General features: G+C 61.1%; 19 protein-coding genes. 9 read left to right on the top strand and 10 right to left on the bottom strand.

The window, feature by feature from the left end; translation table 11 throughout:
• Positions 1-27: 27 nt before the first annotated feature.
• Positions 28-1,560 (top strand): pyruvate kinase, encoded by a 1,533-nt coding sequence (locus tag E8M77_RS16305; RefSeq protein ID WP_137131674.1) that lies wholly within the window; start codon positions 28-30, stop codon positions 1,558-1,560.
• A 13-nt stretch (positions 1,561-1,573) separates the two neighbouring features.
• On the opposite strand, the gene E8M77_RS16300 is transcribed toward E8M77_RS16305, so the two are convergent.
• The 5 genes from E8M77_RS16300 to galE form a co-directional block, all read right to left on the bottom strand.
• Positions 1,574-1,975: a Rid family hydrolase gene (locus tag E8M77_RS16300; RefSeq protein WP_137131673.1), complete on the bottom strand. Its 402-nt coding sequence runs from the start codon at positions 1,973-1,975 to the stop codon at positions 1,574-1,576.
• Between the two features lie 294 nt (positions 1,976-2,269).
• Positions 2,270-2,878 carry an alpha/beta hydrolase gene (locus tag E8M77_RS16295; protein WP_137131672.1) on the bottom strand — a complete coding sequence of 203 codons (609 nt, stop codon included), beginning with the start codon at positions 2,876-2,878 and terminating at the stop codon, positions 2,270-2,272.
• Positions 2,879-2,889: 11 nt separating this feature from the next.
• Positions 2,890-3,822 carry a VOC family protein gene (locus E8M77_RS16290; protein WP_137131671.1) on the bottom strand — a complete coding sequence of 311 codons (933 nt, stop codon included), beginning with the start codon at positions 3,820-3,822 and terminating at the stop codon, positions 2,890-2,892.
• 127 nt (positions 3,823-3,949) lie between these two features.
• Entirely contained in the window at positions 3,950-4,654 is a 705-nt protein-coding gene (ung, locus tag E8M77_RS16285) for a uracil-DNA glycosylase (protein WP_137131670.1), read from the bottom strand.
• Between the two features lie 16 nt (positions 4,655-4,670).
• Entirely contained in the window at positions 4,671-5,660 is a 990-nt protein-coding gene (galE, locus tag E8M77_RS16280; RefSeq protein WP_137131669.1) for a UDP-glucose 4-epimerase GalE, read from the bottom strand.
• A 354-nt stretch (positions 5,661-6,014) separates the two neighbouring features.
• Between galE and E8M77_RS16275 the strand changes: the two genes are divergently transcribed.
• Positions 6,015-6,374, top strand: coding sequence for a YbaN family protein (locus tag E8M77_RS16275; protein ID WP_137131668.1), 360 nt, complete (start codon positions 6,015-6,017; stop codon positions 6,372-6,374).
• 23 nt (positions 6,375-6,397) lie between these two features.
• Here E8M77_RS16275 and E8M77_RS16270 read toward each other — a convergent pair whose 3' ends face one another.
• Genes E8M77_RS16270 through E8M77_RS16260 form a run of 3 tightly spaced genes read right to left on the bottom strand, consistent with a single transcriptional unit; the run spans position 6,398 to position 9,158 of the window.
• Positions 6,398-7,189, bottom strand: a complete 792-nt coding sequence (locus E8M77_RS16270) for a heme ABC transporter ATP-binding protein (RefSeq protein ID WP_137131667.1) — start codon at positions 7,187-7,189, stop codon at positions 6,398-6,400.
• Positions 7,189-8,280, bottom strand: coding sequence for an iron ABC transporter permease (locus tag E8M77_RS16265; protein ID WP_137131666.1), 1,092 nt, complete (start codon positions 8,278-8,280; stop codon positions 7,189-7,191). The genes E8M77_RS16270 and E8M77_RS16265 overlap by 1 nt, the downstream gene beginning before the upstream one ends.
• Positions 8,277-9,158 carry an ABC transporter substrate-binding protein gene (locus tag E8M77_RS16260; RefSeq protein ID WP_137131790.1) on the bottom strand — a complete coding sequence of 294 codons (882 nt, stop codon included), beginning with the start codon at positions 9,156-9,158 and terminating at the stop codon, positions 8,277-8,279. Before E8M77_RS16260 ends, E8M77_RS16265 begins: the two co-directional genes overlap by 4 nt.
• Before the next feature lie 171 nt (positions 9,159-9,329).
• Here E8M77_RS16260 and E8M77_RS16255 point away from each other — a divergent pair, with 171 nt between their 5' ends.
• From E8M77_RS16255 to E8M77_RS16235, 5 genes are all read left to right on the top strand, one after another.
• Positions 9,330-9,674, top strand: coding sequence for an antibiotic biosynthesis monooxygenase (locus E8M77_RS16255; protein WP_137131665.1), 345 nt, complete (start codon positions 9,330-9,332; stop codon positions 9,672-9,674).
• Positions 9,671-10,201: a heme utilization cystosolic carrier protein HutX gene (gene hutX, locus E8M77_RS16250; RefSeq protein WP_137131664.1), complete on the top strand. Its 531-nt coding sequence runs from the start codon at positions 9,671-9,673 to the stop codon at positions 10,199-10,201. The genes E8M77_RS16255 and hutX overlap by 4 nt, the downstream gene beginning before the upstream one ends.
• Positions 10,202-10,339: 138 nt before the next feature.
• Positions 10,340-10,570, top strand: a complete 231-nt coding sequence (locus E8M77_RS16245) for a hypothetical protein (RefSeq protein WP_137131663.1) — start codon at positions 10,340-10,342, stop codon at positions 10,568-10,570.
• Positions 10,571-10,684: 114 nt separating this feature from the next.
• Positions 10,685-13,351 carry a malto-oligosyltrehalose synthase gene (treY, locus tag E8M77_RS16240; protein ID WP_137131662.1) on the top strand — a complete coding sequence of 889 codons (2,667 nt, stop codon included), beginning with the start codon at positions 10,685-10,687 and terminating at the stop codon, positions 13,349-13,351.
• A 576-nt stretch (positions 13,352-13,927) separates the two neighbouring features.
• Positions 13,928-14,791, top strand: a complete 864-nt coding sequence (locus tag E8M77_RS16235; RefSeq protein WP_137131661.1) for a glycerophosphodiester phosphodiesterase family protein — start codon at positions 13,928-13,930, stop codon at positions 14,789-14,791.
• Here the strand turns inward: E8M77_RS16235 and E8M77_RS16230 are convergent.
• Both E8M77_RS16230 and E8M77_RS16225 read right to left on the bottom strand, forming a co-directional pair.
• The gene (locus E8M77_RS16230) at positions 14,775-15,128 is read right to left on the bottom strand and encodes a DMT family protein (RefSeq protein WP_137131660.1); all 354 of its coding nucleotides are present in this window, start codon (positions 15,126-15,128) and stop codon (positions 14,775-14,777) included. The genes E8M77_RS16235 and E8M77_RS16230 overlap by 17 nt on opposite strands.
• Positions 15,129-15,254: 126 nt before the next feature.
• On the bottom strand, positions 15,255-15,647 hold the full coding sequence (locus E8M77_RS16225; protein WP_137131659.1) for a hypothetical protein: 393 nt from the start codon (positions 15,645-15,647) through the stop codon (positions 15,255-15,257).
• 352 nt (positions 15,648-15,999) lie between these two features.
• On the opposite strand from E8M77_RS16225, the gene E8M77_RS24405 reads away from it, so the two are divergent.
• Both E8M77_RS24405 and E8M77_RS16215 read left to right on the top strand, forming a co-directional pair.
• Positions 16,000-17,793 carry a HAMP domain-containing methyl-accepting chemotaxis protein gene (locus E8M77_RS24405; protein WP_170975901.1) on the top strand — a complete coding sequence of 598 codons (1,794 nt, stop codon included), beginning with the start codon at positions 16,000-16,002 and terminating at the stop codon, positions 17,791-17,793.
• A 365-nt stretch (positions 17,794-18,158) separates the two neighbouring features.
• On the top strand, positions 18,159-19,013 hold the full coding sequence (locus E8M77_RS16215) for a LysR family transcriptional regulator (protein ID WP_137131657.1): 855 nt from the start codon (positions 18,159-18,161) through the stop codon (positions 19,011-19,013).
• The last annotated feature ends 66 nt before the right edge of the window (positions 19,014-19,079 follow it).

Raw genomic sequence — 19,079 nt, 5'->3', positions numbered from 1 at the left:
ACCTCTCATGCGATGCGGAGACCACTGATGAGCGAAGCTGCACTTCCACTTTCCCTGCCCCTTTCCCTGCCGGAGACTGCCGCAGCCGGCGGGTTTAAAACACTGTTTGCAGATCTGCTGTCCCTGCGCCAAGCGATTGACGCAGGTTCCGCCGCGCTTATCGCGGACTTCCATGCGGGCACGGCGCTGGACGGGCAGGATTGCCAGCGGCTGGAAAATCTGGCGCATTATCTCGTGCTGCGCCGCCATGATATCCGCCCGCTGCAAAGGCGGCTGATGGTGGAAGGCCTGTCCTCGCTTGGCCGGCTGGAAGGCCGCGTGCTGCCAACACTCGATGCGGTTCTTGCAAGCCTTGCGCCGAATGCCGGCGAAATCTCACCTTTTGCACGCCCCGGCGAAGAGGCTTTCTTTGCCGGAGAACAGGCACTGGCCGCTACTGCCGACGAACTTCTCGGCGCGGCACCGGCTCACCGCCGTGGCCGCATCATGGTGACGCTGCCGAGCGAAGCGGCCATGGACCCGGACTTCATTGCCGAACTGGTGCGTCGCGGCATGAACATTGCGCGCATCAACTGCGCCCATGATGACCGTGAGGCATGGCTTGCCATGACGCGGCATGTGAAGGCGGCCGCGACCGCACTGTCGCGCCCGGTCCTGATCCTTATGGATATTGCCGGCCCGAAGATCCGCACCGAAAAGATCCTGCCGGAAAAGAAGGGCAAATTGCAGGTAGGCGACCTCTTCCGGCTGGTGGCCGAGGGCGCGCCTTATGTGGATGACGAAGTGCGCACCTGCGCCTCCGTCTCCCTGCCTGAAATCGTCACGCGTCTACTGATCGGCGACCGGGTGCGCTATGATGATGGCAAGCTGGAAGGCGTCGTCGAGCGGCTGGCGCCCAATGAGGCGATCATCCGCGTCATCCGCTGCAAGACCGGCGGCACGAAACTGAAGCCGGAAAAGGGTCTCAACCTGCCCGATACCGCACTTGGCCTGTCACCGCTGACGGCCAAGGACGAAGCGGACCTGCGCACTGTCGTCGAATGCGCCGATATGCTCGGCTATTCCTTCGTCAGCCGTCCGGAGGATATCGACCTGCTGGAGGCCGCATTGGCCAAGGCTGCACCGCGCCTAAACCCGCTCGGGCTCGTTGCCAAGATCGAGCATCCAGATGCCGTGCACAACCTGCCGGCGCTGATTGCCTGCGCACTTCACCACAAGCGCCCGTTTGGCGTGATGATTGCCCGCGGTGATCTGGCCGCCGAGATCGGCTTTGAACGGGTGGCTGAAATGCAGGAGGAAATCCTCTGGATCTGCGAGGCCGCCTCGGTTCCCACCATCTGGGCGACCCAGGTTCTGGAGGATCTGGTGAAAACCGGCCTTCCCTCGCGCGGCGAGATGACGGATGCCGCCATGGCCGCCCGCGCCGAATGCGTGATGCTGAACAAGGGGCCGGCAGTGGCCGATGCGGTCGCCCTGCTCGATCACCTTCTGTCACGCATGGATGAGCATATCTTCAAAAAGACGCCGATGCTGCGGGCGCTGAAAAGTTGGCAGGATTGAAGAAAGGCGGCCGTCAGCCCATGCGGGCGGCCGTTACCTCCACCTCGACCAGAAATTCCGGGCGGGTAAAACCGGACACGATAATGAGCGTCGAAACAGGCCTGGGCTCTGCCGTATAGCGATCACGCACGGCCATATAGGCCGCGAAATCCTCGCGCTTCGTCACGAAAGCGGAAATCCGGATGACATCGGCAAATGTCATCCCGGCCTCGTCCAGAATAGCCCTGATCGCTTCGAAACACAGTTCCGCCTGCGCCGTCACATCCGGCGGAATCGTGTCGTCGGGCGCAATGCCCAGTTGGCCGGAAGTAACAAGGAGCGAGGCGCCTGGCGGCACCAGAAGCCCGTGATTGTAATGGCCAAAGGGTTTGCGCACCGAGGGCGGATTGAAGACCTGTTTTTCCGATGGCGCCACGCCTTCATCTCCCTTGCTGTGCGGATCGTTTGCGCCAGTATAGCGACGCGCCGGTGTGCTGGAAGCTGAAAATGCTGCGGTGCATCAGGGATGCCTGCATTCTTGCGGTTAGACAGTCCCCCTCTGGCTGCCGCCATCTCCCCCACAAGGGGGCAGAACCTATTGCGGCTCCGTCGCAGTCTCAAACATCCGTCGCAACGGTAGCAACCAATTGATGAGACGGGCACGGGGCGTCGATTGATCGCTCTCCCCCCTTGTGGGGGAGATGGCGGCAGCCAGAGGGGGAATTCCCCTTCACACTCCGTAATCCGCCAGAAACGCCTTCACCGCCTCGATCTCGTTGGGGCGGATCTCATGGCCGCCAGGATGCCATTCCAGCGTCACGGCATCGCCCTGGGCTGAAAAATAATCGACAAGCGCCTGGGTGAGCGGCACCGGGCAGATCGGGTCGCGCTCGCCAGCCGTGACCAGCAGTTTCGAATGGCCGGCGCGGGGTTTGGGCGCAAACGGGATCAGCGGATGCATCAAAACACTGGCGTCAAACAGGCCGGGCTGCTCGATCAACACATTGGCGAGAATATTGGCGCCATTGGAAAAACCAAGTCCGATGACAGGCCCGGCTTCGGCCTGCTCACGATGGGCTGAGACGAACCCCGCCATGCGCTTCGTTGCCCGCGCCAGATCTTCCATGTCATAGAGCCCTTCCGCCTTGCGGCGGAAGAAACGCGCAGCGCCATGTTCCGACACATCGCCGAGCGGCGACACAATCGTCGCCTTCGGCAGAAGCCTGCCGGCAAAGTCGAAAAACTGGTTTTCGTCACCGCCCGTGCCATGAAAGACGAAGAAGATCGGTGCGCCCGGTTTCCCCGGACGCAGTTTGTGGATGTAGCTGTCGATAGTCATGATCGGTTACCTCAGCCATCCAGCTTTTCCAGATGCTCTTCCAGATAGGAGCGCAGATGAGCATGCTGGGTCGGCAGCTTCAGTGCTTCACCCAGATGGGCGGTATCCTCGTCACGGTCAAAGCCCGGCTCATTGGTAGCTATCTCGAACAGAACGCCACCCGGCGTGCGGAAATAGATGGCCCAGAAATAGTCGCGATCGATGACCGGGGTGACCTGATAACCGGTATCCATCAGCGCCTGGCGCACCTCCAACTGCTTTGCGCGGTTGTCGACGGCAAAGGCCAGATGGTGTACCGAGCCGGCACCGAGATTGGCACGGGCAATGTTCGGCATGGTTTCAATGTCGATCATATCGGCACCATTGCCACCGGCAATGCCCATGCGGGTCACGCCATCCTTACGGTCCACTTCCTCATAGCCCATGAATTTCAACAGTTCGACGGTTGCCCCTTCATCGCGAAGGCGCATAGAGGCCGAATGAAAGCCGCGAATGGCATGGTCGATATCGACGCCATTGCCGGTCCAGGCCGCGCGCGGATCGTCCTTGACCTCGACCAGCGCAAAACCGTCGCCATCCGGGCCGAAGAAGTTCAGCCGCTTTTCACCGAAGGCCTCGTCTGCCTTCATGTCCAGAGAGCCCTTGGCGGCCAAGCGATTGGCCCAGTAACCCAAAGAACCATCCGGCACGGCAAACACGGTCGTGCCCACTTCGCCGGTGCCGGGACGGCCCTTGGCAATATGCGGGAACGGAAAATAGGTCATCACCGAACCGGGCGTGCCGACTTCATCACCATAATAGAGGTGATAGACATCCGGTGCGTCGAAGTTGACGGTCTTCTTGACCCGGCGCAGGCCGAGCACATCGGTGAAGAAACGATTGTTGGTGCGGGCACTGGCTGCCATCGACGTGACGTGATGCAGGCCCTTGATCTGGTCAATCATGATGAAACCCCTTGTTCAACCGGCCGATGAGCCGGCCGCGTGTCTGGAGTGAAGATGGTTGCAAATGGGCCGAATGCATAGAGTGAACAATCAGAACGCATTGTTCACAAATTAGAGATTGCAATGACTATGCGTCATCACCGGGCGTGGCGGGCAATTGCCAGTCGATCGGGTCGCGGCCATTTTCAATCAGATAGGCATTGGCCTTGGAAAAATGGCCCGAGCCGAAAAAGCCATTATGCGCCGAAAGCGGCGATGGATGCGGCGCTTTGAGCACCAGATGCCGGTTCTGATCGACAAAAGCCGCCTTCTTCTGGGCATAGGCCCCCCAGAGAAGAAAGACGACATGGCTGCACTCCTCGTTCACCTTAGCGATCACCGCATCGGTAAAGCGCTCCCAGCCCTTGCCCTGGTGGGCGGCGGCGCGCGCCTCCTCCACCGTCAGCACGCTGTTCAACAGCAGCACGCCCTGGCGCGCCCAGTGTTCCAGAAAGCCATGGCGGGCCGGCGCAATGCCAAGATCGCTCTGCATTTCCTTGTAGATGTTCACCAGCGATGGCGGCACGCGCACGCCGGGGCGCACGCTAAAGCAGAGGCCATGCGCCTGGCCTTCCCCGTGATAAGGGTCCTGCCCTAGAATCACGACCTTCACCTCACGCAAAGGTGTGAGATCCAGCGCCCGGAAATAGTTCGACCCCTTGGGAAAGATGCGCTTGCCCGCTTCTTTTTCCGCGAGCAGAAACGAGCGCAGGGCACCCATGTAAGGTGCTGAAAATTCCGGCGCCAGCGCCGCTTTCCAGCTCTCTTCCAGCTTTACGCCGCCCTCGACCATCGCCTCCGCCCCCGCCTCAGTTCAGGTGAAAATTGGCTTTGGAATGCCAGTTCCAGGCGGAGCGGATAATGTCGTGCAGGGTATATTGCGGCTCCCAGCCGAGCACGGCCTTCGCCTTGTCATTATTGGCCACCAGCGTGGTGGAATCGCCATCGCGGCGCCCGACATAGTCCACCGGAAACGGCTTGCCGGAAACATCGGAAATCGTCGCCAGCAATTCCTTCACCGTCGTGCCGGTGCCGGTGCCCAGATTGAGTTCCACCGTCTCACCACCGGCGAGCAGATAATCGACGGCGCGCACATGCGCGTCAGCCAGATCCAGCACATGGATGTAGTCGCGCACGCAGGTGCCATCTCGCGTATCGTAATCGTCGCCGAACACTTTGAAGCCCTGGCGACGACCGAGCGCTGCCTCGATGGCAAGCGGTATCGCATGGGTTTCCGGCGTATGCCATTCGCCGATACGGCCTTCGAAATCGGCACCGGCGGCATTGAAATAGCGCAGCATCACCGAACGCAGGCCCTTGTAGGTGCCGTAATCCTTCAGCGCCTGCTCGATGATGAATTTCGTGCGGCCATAAGGATTGATCGGCGCCTGGGGATGGGTTTCATCCATTGGCACCTGTTGCGGCAGGCCATAGGTGGCGCAGGTGGAGGAAAACACGAAGGCCTTGACCCCGGCATCCAGCGCCGCCGACAGAAGCGTCAGCGCGCCGATGACATTGTTGTCGTAGAAGGCGACGGGGTTTTTCACCGATTCGCCCACCTCGATCAGCGCGGCAAAATGCAGGACGGCATCCGGCTTGTGCTTCTCAAAGACTTCATTCAGCCGGGCGCGGTCGCGGATGTCACCCTGTTCCAGCGGTCCCCATTTGACGAATTCGGCATGACCATTGCTGAGATTGTCGAACACGATCGGCTGATAGCCGCGCTCGGCCAGAAGCAGGCAGTTGTGCGAACCGATATAGCCGGCACCGCCGACGACAAGAACCTTTTTCTGCGACATCAAGCCGATCGAACTCCCTGTGATTAATGCGCGGCAATATAACCGTGCGGGCACCAAACACCAGTCTTTGCGCAGAAAGGAAAGAGACATTCCCCCTCTGGCTGCCGCCATCTCCCCCACAAGGGGGGAGAGAGAAAAAACGACACCGCCAAACCCCAGGAATGACCACGTATCACTGATTTTGAGCGTATTGTGGATGCAAGGAATGCCGTTCTGCGGGTCTCCCCCCTTGTGGGGGAGATGGCTGGCAAGCCAGAGAGGGGCTTTCATCCGATCGAACTTGAGTGGCAGGATAAGGATTTCCCAAGCCTCAAGCATCCGCTATACTTGGCCGCACACAGAGGGCAGGTTTTGATGCGGTGGGTCTATTTGAGCCTCGGCTGGATGTTCGTGGCGCTGGGCCTGGTCGGGGTCTTTCTACCGCTTTTGCCGACAACGCCGTTTCTGCTCCTGGCGGTTGCCTGCTTTACGCGTTCCTCGCCACGGCTGGAGGCCTGGTTGATGGAGCATCCGCGTTTCGGGCCACCGCTGAAAGACTGGCGCCGCAATGGTGCCATCTCTCGCCGCGCCAAGATCGCCGCCGTCTCGCTGATGACGGTGAGCTATGCCGTGTTCATCGTCGGCACATCGCCGCCGCTCTGGCGCGGCGCGCTGGTGCTGGCCATCATGGTCGGGTCATCAATCTTCATCGTCACCCGACCGGATTCGGGATAGCCAGATACTGGCTATCGGACTTTTCAGACAGCCGCACGGTGGCGCGACTGCGGCAGCACGAAGGGAATATGGGCCGCCGGCATGCGCCCGACAGCACCGGCAATGCCATAGACACTGGCAACAATCTCGTCGCTCAGTGTATCGCAGCACGGCCCTTCCGCCACCACCTGGCCACGCGACAGAACAATGACGCGATCGGCAAATTCGGCCGCCAGATTGAGATCATGCAGGATGGCGAGCACAATGCCGCCCTCATTGGCAAAGCGCCGGGCGGTTTCGAGAACCGAAATCTGATGGCCAAGATCAAGGCTTGCCGTCGGCTCATCGAGAAATAGCGCGCGCGGAAGGCCGCGATCGACGGCGCGCGGCACCTGCGCCAGAGCACGGGCAAACTGTACCCGCTGCTGTTCGCCGCCCGAGAGCGAAGGAAACGGCCGCCCCTCGAAACCGGCAAGCCCGACCCGTGCCAGCGCCAGACGCGCTTCCGCCACCGGATCGATGGCGCCCTGGGCGACGGCGCCCATGCGCACGATTTCCAGCGCCGAGAAGGGAAAGGCCAGTTCACTCGCCTGCGGCAGCACGGCACGCCGCGAGGCCAGTTGGCGCGGATTATACAGCGCCACATCCATGCCGTCATAGCTGATGCAACCCTGCGTCAGCTGTAACTCGCCGGACAGCGCCTTCATCAGCGTCGATTTACCGGCGCCATTCGGACCGATGATGACGGTCATTTCGCCGGGCTGCAATTCCAGCGAGACATCGTCCAGCAGGCGACGGCCGGACCGTTCAACGGTCGCCGATTGAGCTCTGATCATCAGGCACCTCCCATACGCTGGGCACTGTGACGCCCGAGCAGCAACATCAAAAACACGGGCGCACCAAAGAGTGCGGTAATGATACCGATCGGCAGTTCGGCCGGCGCAACAATGGTGCGCGCCACGCTATCGGCAATCAGCAGCAGCGCTGCACCGCCGATAGCCGAGGCCGGCAGTAGGAAGCGGTGCGACGGGCCGATGACGAGGCGCAGCAGATGCGGCACAACAATGCCGACAAAGCCGATGGAACCGGCAACGGCAACCGTTGCGCCACAGGCAGCAGCAACCGCCAGAATGACGAGCCGCTTCAGCCGCTGCACCGGAACCCCCATATGGAACGCCGCCGCATCGCCAAGGATCAGCGCATCGAGCCCGCGCGCGACGAACGGAATGATGGCGGTGACCAGAAGAACAAATGGAAGCACAGAAATGACGCGGGCATAGGTGGCGCCACCCAGCGAGCCGAGGTTCCAGAAGGTGATATCGCGCAGCTGCCGGTCATCGGCCATGAAGATCAGCAGGCCCATCAGGGCAAGGCTGAGGGCACCCACGGCAATGCCCGACAGGATCAGCGTCGTGGTATGCGTTTCACCGCCGCGCGTCGCGATCCGGTACAAAAGCCAGGTGTTGAGCAGGCCGCCGAGAAAGGCCATCAGCGGCAGGAAATGGCTGCCGAGCAGAAGCGAGACCGGCGCCAGAAGCGAGGTCGAGCCAAGCACGATACCGGCAACAGCAAACAATGCAGCACCCGAGGTTACGCCGACAACGCCCGGATCGGCCAACGGATTGCGAAACAGGCCCTGCATCATGGCGCCCGAAACGGCAAGCCCCGCGCCAACCAGCAGGCCAAGTGCCGTGCGCGGCAGACGCACAGCCTCGAGCACCACGCGTTCTTGCAGTGAAAGCTCATCGCCACGCCCGGTGATATAGAGCCAAAGATGCGAAAGATCGGCGCCAGTCGGGCCGCTGCCGAGCGAAATGAGGCAGGCAACTGTCAGCAGCAGAAGAAGCACCACGAGGCAAAGAACGCCCTGGCGGGACCGATCACCATCGCGAGGGCTCAAGCCCAGCGGCAAAGCAAGGGTTTTCATCCCGGAAAGGCTCCGGGATAAAGCTGGGCTGCCAGGCTGCGGGCCGCTTCCGGCGTACGCGGACCAAAACCGAGCAGGAACAGACCATCCATCTGCACGATGGCCTTCTTGGCCGCCGCAGGCGTCGACTGGAAGGCCGGCAGCGCAAAGACTTCGTCCGGCTTCACGCCGTGATTGCCCGATTGCATCAGCAGAATGACATCCGGCTTGGCGCCGATCACCGCCTCATCGGTCAGCGGCTTGTAGCCGGAAATACCTTCGGCTGCATTGATGCCGCCGGACATTTCAATGATTTCCGCCGCTTCCGTATCCTTGCCCCCGGCCATGATGCGGCCACCCGACACGGACAGAACAAACAGCACACGCTTGCGCTCAGCCGGCAGCTTGGCAACCTCTGCTGCCAGCGCCTTCAGATCCGCGTCGGTCTTTGCAGCAAGTACATCGGCCTTGTCGGAAAGGCCGACGGCTGCGCCAACATCACGAATCTTCTTGGGGATCGCGGCACCCGCCGGCGGCGTATCGATCGTCACCACGGCGATTTCGCTCGCCTTCAGGATGGAGACCGCGTCCGGCGGGCCGGCACCGTCTTCCGACAGGATGAGGTCCGGCGTCTGGCCAAGAATGCCTTCCGGCGACAAGGCGCGCATATAGCCGATATCGGCCTTCTTCAATGCGTCCAACGGATAACTGCTCGTCGCATCGCGCGCCACGATGCGGTCCTGCGCGCCCAGCGCATAGAGGATTTCCGTGATCGTACCGCCAATCGAAACGATTCGCTGGGCCGCCGGGTTCTGTTTTTCGGCCGCCTGAAGCGGCGTTACAGACCAGGCTGCCGCCATTAGCAGCGCATAGATCCCCGTTTTAGAAAGCGAACGCATCGTCATATCATCCCGTCCTGACGCCTTGGCGGACATCGGCAAGACCGGCAATCGCCAGCCTGCTTCCTTTGTCCAAACTTGAGTGGTGATTGAAAGTTTTAGGGCTTTTCAAGAACCGGAGCAACAGATATCTTGAGACATTAACACCAGTTAAAAAAGGAAGGTTTTCTAATGTACATCGCGATGAACCGCTTTCGTGTCGTCTCGGGCTTTGAAGCGGCTTTCGAGGAAATCTGGCGCACCCGTGAACGCAACCTCTCCACGGTACCGGGTTATCTGGAATTCCACATGCTGAAGGGAGCAAAGCAGGAGGATCACACCCTCTATGCTTCGCACACACTGTGGGAAACCTACGAACACTTCACCGCATGGACGAATTCCGACCAGTTCCGCGCCTCGCACGCCCGCGCCGCCGAAAACCGCGGCAAGGTGGAATATCTGTCCGGCCCGCATTTCGAAGGCTTCGAAGTGATCCTGCACGAAGACGCCAAGGGCAAAAGCGCGGAGGCCGCATGAGCAGCCTGAGCGTATTGGCCGCCGGTGACGATGTCCGCCTGGAACGGGCGCAGGCAGCACTGGCCGAAAAGCCCGACGGCGTGGTGGAAGCGATTGCCACCAAGGCCGAGGTAGCGCCTGCCGAAATCCTCGCCATCCTGCCCAAGGGTGCCGCAACCACGGCGGACGTTTCCGAATTCGAAGCCATCTGGAGCGAGATGTCGAGTTGGGGCGAGATCCTGTTCATCGTCCACACCGATGATATCGTGCTGGAAGCCAGCGGCTCCCTGCCCATCGGCAGCGAAGGCCATGGCTGGTTCAACATCCACGGCGACAGCCCGATCGGCGGTCACATCCGCAAGGACAACTGTGCCGGCATCACCTTCGTCGATCGCGCTTTCCACGGCCGCCGTTCCTGTTCCGTCTGGTTCATGAACGCCAAGGGCGCCGCCATGTTCAAGGTCTTCGTCAAGCGTGACGCCGCCCGCGAACTGGTGGGCGAGCAGCTGGTGAAGTTCGAAGCCCTGCGCGACCGCTACGCGCTCTGACAGTGCAGAGGGCGGAGCGCATCGGCACTCCGTCCTCTGTCTCGAGACACATTGTTTTATCCTGCCTCAGTGGAACCGACGTCATCGCTCCGGGTTTGTCTCTTGGCCGCCAAAGGCCAGGACCGGAAGGACAGGACCATGGACACGACGGACAAGACGAGCCAAAAGGGACGCGAACCGACTGACGATGCGACGTTGGTACAGACCGACATGATGAGCCTGAAGGCGCGTCAGGAAGCGGCCCGGCTCGGTAGCGGCGATATCTATATGGTCAAGAGCGATCTTGATGAGATTGACGAGCGCACCGATGGCGATGCAGCCGACGGCCATGTGAGCCCCATGGCCAATGCCGACAATCCCGAACGCTGAAGAACCCAATCGTCAGATTTCATTCAGCAGGGTCCATCCCATCGGGAACACCTGCAGCTTCCTTGCGTTTCAGGGGACCCATTCCCCAGACCTCGCGTCGGAGGCGCATGAAGCTTGACGATCCCCACTTCGACCTATCGGATCCAGTTCCGCAACGGCATGACCTTCGACCGCGCTGTGGAACTGGCGCCCTACCTCAAGCGCCTGGGTATCAGCCACCTATACGCCTCGCCGATCTTTACCGCGGCCAAAGGCTCCACCCACGGCTATGATGTGGCCGATGCCACTGACATCGAGCCGGAATTGGGCGGGCGCGCAGGTTTCGATCGCTTGAGTGCGGCGCTGAAGGCCGCTGGTCTCGGCCTCATTCTCGATATCGTGCCGAACCATATGGCGGCGGATCTGGAAAACGCCTGGTGGCGCAGCATCGTGGAATGGGGCAAGGACAGCCCGTTCCGGCATTTCTTCGATGTGAACTGGGAACGCCGGTTGACGCTTCCCTTCCTCGGTGATGATTTCGATGCGGTGCTATCCGCCGGCGATCTGACGATCGCGCTGGACCGTGCGCATGGCGCCTTAGCACTCGGCTATTTCGAAAGCCTCTATCCGCTCCATCCCGCAACCTATGCACAGGTGCTTGCCGGCATCGACCTGCCGCTTGCCCGCACCCTTCTCGAGCTTGCTGCATCGGCAAAGCCTGAAAGCGAAGACGTGTTTCATGCGCGCATGCGCGATCTGGCGACCGGCCCGGACGCAGACGCGCTCGATGCGGCATTGAAGAACCGCGCCGAGGACAAGGCTTTCCTCGAATCGGTACATGAGGCGCAGCCCTTCCGGCTGATGTCCTGGCGCGATGCACCGCGCGATCTCAGTTATCGCCGTTTCTTCGAAATCACCGGGCTTGCCGGCCTGCGTGTCGAGGCTGACGACGTCTTTGCCGCAAGCCACGGCCTGATCCTCGATCTGGTGGGCTCGGGCGCCGTGGACGGTCTGCGCATTGACCATATCGATGGCCTCGCCGATCCGCGCGCCTATCTCACACGGTTGCGCGCTGCCGTCGGCCCGGATTGCTATCTGGTTGTGGAAAAGATCCTGGCGCATGGCGAGCAACTGCCAGCCGATTGGCCGGTATCCGGCACTACCGGCTATGAGTTCATCGCAGCCATGTCCGACGTGCTGGTGGATGCCGAAGGCTACAAGACCCTCAACCGCCATTATGCCGAGACTGCCGGGCGGGCGATCGATGTGGCAGAAGAGACCCGCAAGGCCAAGGGCCTGATGGTGGATGTCAATTTTGCCGGCGAAGTGGCACGCCTGGTCAAGATCGCCAGTGAGATTGCCGAGGGGCATGCCGATGCCGGCACGCTGTCGGAGGGTGACATCCGTCAAGCGCTGCGCGAGCTGTTGATCGCATTTCCCGTCTACCGCATCTATGGCACGGAGCTTGGACTGGAGCCCGGCGACCGCCAGCGGCTGGCCGACATTCTGCAGACGGTGAAACCCGGCGCCCAGCCGCCGAAGCCGGCAGCGCTTGGCTTGCTTGCCCGCATTCTGACGGGCGATATGGATCAGGATTTCGACCGTCAAGCCGCCATCTGGCGGTCGCGCTTCCAGCAGCTGACCGGCCCGCTGATGGCCAAATCGCTGGAAGATACGCTGTTCTTCCGCATCAACCCGCTGATCGCCCTAAACGAAGTGGGTGGTGAAGCAGACGCCGCACCCGGCGGCATCGCGCGCTTCCATGCCGAGATGAAGAGGCGCCATGCCGAACAGCCGGAAGGCCTGTCCGGCACCACCACCCACGACACCAAGCGTGGCGAAGATGCAAGGGCCCGGCTTTACGCGCTTGCCGAAGCGCCGGATGTCTGGCGCGAGGCCTTCGAGACTTGGCGCGCGATGAACCAGAGCCGCGTCATCGAACTGCCCGATGGCCCGGCCCCGGAACCGGAGGTCGAATGGCTGATCTATCAGGCACTGATCGGCGTCTGGCCGCAGGATCTTGGCCCCGAAGAGACAGCGGGGCTGAAGGCGCTGGAAGAGCGCTTCATCGCCTATCTGGAAAAATCCCTGCGCGAGGCAAAGCTGCGCACCAGCTGGACCGACCAGAACGTCGATTACGAGATGGCGGTCATCGGCTATGCCCGCCATCTACTGGGCAGGCAAGGCGTGGACTTCCGGCGCGATTTCATCGCCCGCATGGACAAGTTCCTGCCGGCCGGCGCCATCAACAGCGTCACGCAAACGCTGATCAAGCTGGTGGCACCCGGCATTCCGGATTTCTACCAGGGCAGCGAGGGCCAGGACCTTTCGCTTGTCGATCCCGACAACCGGCGCATGCCCGATTACGACGCGCTTTCGGCAGGTCTGGATTGCGCCTGCGATCCCGCCGACATCCGCGCCTGGATGGATGGAAGGCTGAAGCAGAGAATCATCGGCACTCTCTTGCCGCTTCGCCAGAGCCTGCCCGATCTCTTTCGCCTTGGTGCCTATGTTCCGTTGGCCGCCACCGGTCCAATGGTGGATCATGTGCTGGCCTTTGCAAGGCGCCAGGGCAATGACGTGATCATTCTGGCCGTACCGCGCCTGATGCTGGAAACGCTGGGTTCCGGTGCCCTGCCCGCCGGCCAGATCTGGACGGATACACGCCTGAACCTGGAGGAGCGCCTCGGCGCGCGCAGTTACCGGGACCTGATGTCGGACGATATTTTTCAGCCCGGCCCGGCGCTTGAACTGTCGGACCTGTTTGCCGCTCGGCCTTTTGCCGTTCTGGTCTCCGCCTGAACACCGATCTGGATCCCCTGCCCGCGCCTTTCGCCGCTCGGGCAAGGGATCGCCCCAATTCCTTCCACGACAAACGAAAAAGGCGCCGATGATTTCTCACCCGCGCCTTTTTCACAACAGTTTTTGCCGCGTCAGCAGCAGTCGATGTCAGGCAATGCCGACAAACGACAGGACGGCAATGACGATGACAACTGCGCCAACAAGCCATACGATGCTGTTCATGTTCTCTCTCCTATGACGATGACGGACACGCCGTGCCTCCGCCGGATTCACTCACGCAAAACCAACCAGGTTGAGGATTGCGATGACGATGACAACGGCCCCGACGAGCCAAACGATACTATTCACTGCCGAGTTCCCTATTGTTCCGCCCGGTTAACGGCGAGATCACGGAAAGGTTCCTTGGTAGCCTTTCGTCCAAGGATGCATGCCGTCGCTTCAGGGCAGATCGACAGTCAAGTTTCAGGCGACATCTCATAGGCGGTCACATTGTGACCGCTCAGAATGACAGGGGCTTCCTTCCGGCTCCGGCGAATGCCACATTGCCCCCAGAAGGCACAAACAAGACGGAATGCCATGCCAGATCCACAGCCCGGTCTCGAGATTTTCCACGACGGGCATCGCACCCGACTGAAATGGCATCGCCTGCGCCTCAGTCTGTCGGCACCTTTGTTTTCGGCAGAAACGATGGCACTCGGCTTTCGCACCGGTGCATCGATGGAGCTTGATCTGCGGGTGCGCGGCGATGGCGGTTTCGTCGTGCTGCACGATCAGCGTCTGGAGGGCGAAACTACCGGCTCAGGCCTCGTGCGCGAGGCGACGCCGCAAATGCTGCGGACCCTTGCCGTGAAGGCTGGTGGCACGCCGCCGATCCTTAGCGAAGACCTCGCCGATCTGATCTCGACGGCGCATCCGCAGGCTCTGCTGCAATTTGACATGAAGGACAGGCTTTCGACCATCGGCACCCGCGGTCTCGACCATCTGGCCGATTATTTCGCAGGCTCCGGTACCTCGATCATCATCAGCGGCGCCGATCTTGACCTGATCCTCGCTGTAAAGCACAGGCTACCATCCGTTGCGCGCGGCATCGACCCGACCGACAAGCTATTCACCCTGCTGGAGACACACGGTGCTCTGGCCGTGGAGGCGGATCTCTTGTCGGATCTGCGCGGACCAACCGAACCGGACACGATCTACCTTTCCTGGCCGCTTCTGCTCGCCGCGCAGAAGGCAGGCCTTGATCTTGTCGCACTTTGCCGGGAGCAAGGCTGTAAGGTGGATGCCTGGACCTTCAATCTGAAAGACCCCGATACCGGTTTCAGCGACGCGGAATGGGCCGATTTTGCAAGCCTGATGGCGCTGAAGCCAGACCAGATCACCACCGACGAGGCGCCGGCCACCCAGCGGGCCTTTGCGCTGAAATCTACGCCCGGAAGATGAACGAGGCGCCGATGGCAATCAGCGCAAAGCCGATGGCATGGTTCCAGGTGAGGTTCTCACCCAGCCAGAAGATCGAGAAGCCGGCAAATACCAGAAGCGTGATGACCTCCTGGATCGTCTTCAGTTGCGCTGTCGAGTAAACGTCCGAACCGATACGATTGGCCGGCACTGCCAGGCAATATTCGAAGAAAGCGATGCCCCAGCTGGCCAGGATGGCAAGCCAGAGCGCACTGCCCTTGTGCTTCAGGTGGCCATACCAGGCAAAGGTCATGAAGACATTGGAGGCGATCAGCATCACGATCGGCCAGATGGCAGCGGGCGTCAGCGAAAACGGCATGGGGAAAATCTCAAGCGTTGTGAGCACAAGGAACGAGATGCTGATCTTGCACCGCGGCGCGGCAATCTCAAGGCAGCAAAAAGCCCGCCGGACAGCGGGCTTTCTTGGTCGGTAGAAAAGACGGGCTCAGAGCTCCGGGCAACCGCGCTCATTGGCAAATGTGATGCGCTGTGGGCCGCGGCGCGTCATGCCTTCCACAACAACGCGGCCCGGCGTCACACGCACGACTTCCGGATCACGCAGGCCCGCATCGCGGGCAGCCGCACGGGCTTCACGCTCGTCACAACCACGCGGTGGCGGGCGACGGCGATCGCGCTCGGCTTCGCGCGGATCGCGCTGCTGATAGCGCGGATCATAACGCGGGTCATAACGGGGGTCGCGCGGATCGCGAATGATGGGCCGGACGCCATCCGGGCCGATCCGCAATTCGATGTCCTGTGCAACCGCTGGCGATGTCGCAGACAGCCCTGTCAGGGTTACGGCCAGCGCAAGCCCTGCGGCCTGGATCACCTTCAACATGTTTCCTCCTTGGCGCTGCCATTTCGCAGCGCACCTTATAACTTCGCCCGCCTTCAACGCGCCAAGTAGAATCGGGTTCCGGCTATAGTAATGGCAAGATGGTTCTGGCGGAAGAAGCCAGTCAACGTTCCATCACTGTTTTCTCATATGCGAGCATACGTTGAATCTTACACAATAGGTTAACCTTTCCTGCATTACGTTCTGCAGGGGTGAGATGAGGAGGACCGTTTACGGCCAACGATCAAGTCTTGCTTTCTCGGAAATGGGCTGTCGGCAGGGGGTTGGCAGCAGGATTTTTCCATTTTTTTGAAGGTTTCAGATGCTACGACATATGTCGATCCGGACAAAGATCATGTCCGTCATCATTTTCCTCGGCCTGTTTTCCATGGCCGGTATCTCTTACATCAGCAACCAGTTTGACAACGTCAACCAGCGCTATGCTGACTTCATCGCCAATGAGGCAGGTGCTGCGGTACTGGGCGCACGGTCGTCGGCCGGCATGTGGACAGCCATCAATGCCATAACCCGCGTTGCGCTGAACGACGCCGGTTCGCCAGCCTATGAGGAAGCCAAAGCCGCCTTCATCCGCAACCTGGATGGCGCAAAGGCCAAGCTGGTGGATATTGCCCGCATGGTGCCGGAACGCAAGCAGGCCGGCGACGAGCTGATGGGCCTGATGGATGAGTTCAAGACCAGCTTTGACAAGGTGGTCGCCGCCAAGGATGCAGGCAAGACGGCCGATGCACTCGACATCGTGCGCAAACTCGATGTCGCCGCGCAGAATTTCTCGACAAAATCCGGCGCCAACAATGGCAAGCTGACCGAACTGGTCGCCAATGGCGGCAAGACGATTGCCGCCGATACATCCTCGATCATCACCACATCCATGATCACGCTCGTGCTCGGCGTTATTGCCAGCATTGTCATGGCCTTCTTTGTTGCTCGCGCCGGCATTACCGGACCGATGGAAAGCCTGCGCGCCCGTATGGCCTCGCTTGCCAGCGGCGAGACATCCGGCAATATCGATGGCGCGGATCGCCGTGACGAAATCGGCGCTATGGCCAAGGCCGTGGAAGTCTTCCGCCGCAACGCTCTTGAGCGCAGCAGTCTGGAAGAAGCCACCGAGCGCACGCGCCGCGCCAGCGAAGAGGAACGCGCCACCAATGAAGCGCTGAAAACCGAAGAGGCGCATGTGTTGGCAGACGTGGTGCAGGCCCTGGCAACCGGGCTTCGCGCACTGGCCGATGGCGACCTGTCGCACCGCATCAACAAGCCTTTCACCGCCAAGCTCGATATGCTGCGCACCGATTTCAACCATTCGGTGGAGAAGCTGAACGAAGCAATGCAGCTTGTCGGCAACAATGCCCAGGCGATCGGCGCCGCTGCCAACGAGATCCGCAGCTCAAGCGACGACCTGTCGCGCCGGACCGAGCAGCAGGCCGCCTCTGTCGAACAGACGGCAGCAGCGCTCGAGGAAATCACCACCACCGTGCGCGATGGTGCAAAGCGCGCCGAAGAGGCACGCAAGCTGGTGGTCTCCACCGGCGAGGATGCCCGCAATTCCGGCAGCGTGGTGCGCTCGGCCGTCGATGCCATGCACGCCATCGAAAAATCCTCCGGCGAAATTTCCAGCATCATCGGCGTGATTGACGAAATCGCCTTCCAGACCAATCTTCTGGCTCTGAATGCCGGTGTCGAAGCCGCTCGGGCCGGCGAAGCGGGCAAGGGCTTTGCCGTTGTTGCACAGGAAGTGCGTGAACTGGCCCAGCGTTCGGCCAAGGCCGCCAAGGAAATCAAGGGGCTGATCAACACATCCAGCACCCAGGTTGCCAGCGGCGTGACCCTCGTCGGTGATACCGGCAAGGCACTGGAAGGCATTGTCAACCAGGTCCAGCACATCACCAGCCACGTGCAGGCGATTGCCGAGGCCTATCGCGAACAGTCTCTCGGCCTGCAGGAGATCAACACGGCCGTCAACACAATGGACCAGGGCACGCAACAGAACGCTGCCATGGTGGAAGAAGCGACCGCCACAGCACATCAACTGTCGACGGAAGCCCAGGAACTGCAACGCCTGCTCGGCCAGTTCCGCCTGGCACAGTCTGGCCAGCCCGGCTATTCGCAACAGTATGGACGTGCCGCCTGATCGCCATCTCTGCGGCAAGGAATGAATGGAAGGCCCCGGTTCACCGCCGGGGCCTTTTTGCTTTGGCGACGTCTCATTCCCCAGTTCGAGAGAAAGACAAGCAGCGGGATAAAGCGGGAATGGCCCTGCCACTCAGGCCCGTCCAGCGGATCGGCCAGCGGATGCGCAGCCTTGCAGTCTGAGCGGCGCCCTTCCCGCTGCAATACAATTCCACTGTGCAACATCGCTGATCTCCCGCATCCTGCTTGATCTTCTGGAGAACCATTAGAGCCGAAGACAGGCACGGCGCCGTAGAGCCGTGTTCGAAAGATGTCTTTCATTCCTGCAGCATGGACCACCGCTTGCCACCCCGCTAGATTGCCGCCATGCAGCACGCCGACTGGGACGACCTCAAACTCTTTTTTCATGTAGCTAGCGCCGGTGGTCTCTCCGGCGCTGCCGAAGCAACGGGCTTGAGCGCGCCCACCATCGGTCGGCGCATGCTGGCGCTGGAACGCCGCATGGGGCGGGCTTTGTTCATTCGCAGCCAGCAGGGTTACCGGCTGGCACCCGATGGCGAGGCGCTGCTGAACCGGGTGCGCGCCATGCATGATGCCGCCGAAGGCATCAGCCTCTGGCACCAACAGGCGTTTGCCACACCGCTTGTGTCCATCGGCAGCGATGCCTGGCTATCGGGCTTCATCGCCGACCACGCAGCCGAGATCCGCAAGCCCGGCGATGGTTTCCGCCTGTGCTGCAAGACGGTGCATGATAGCGAGACCTTTACCTTTCGCGCCACCGATGTCGGGATCGTCAGCAACCGCCCAAGCTCCGGCAATCTGGCGGTGCGCGCCTCTGTCGAGGTCCGATATGCGGCCTATCACGCGCTGACTGATGCCGATCCGGACAACCTGCCCTGGACATCGATTGGCACCGAAAGTGCTGCCACAGCGGCCGACGGATGGACCTTTGAAAATCACGAGGCAGATATCACCACCTGGACCAATGCGCCTGCGCTGCTGCTGCGGTTACTTCTGTCGGGAAACGGTCGCGGCGTCCTACCATGTTTTGTCGGTGATGCCCTGCCCGATCTGCGCCGCACCGGGCCGGTGATTGACGCGCTGTCGCATCCGCTCTTCATTGTCGCCAATGATGATGACCGGCACAGGCCGGAAATGCGCCTGGTGCTCGACAGGTTGGCAGCATTCCTCAAACAGCAGGAGAGGCGCTTCAAGGGATAGAGCATTTCCGGCAAACTGGGGCTCATTCTGACGGAGCGATTTTGTGACGAGATCAAGCCGAGACAC

Source organism: Rhizobium sp. FY34, from assembly GCF_005222845.1.
Classification (GTDB): Bacteria; Pseudomonadota; Alphaproteobacteria; order Rhizobiales; family Rhizobiaceae; genus Neorhizobium.
The sequence above is the reverse complement of the archived record's forward strand: the minus strand, read 5'-3'. Positions and strand labels throughout refer to the sequence as shown.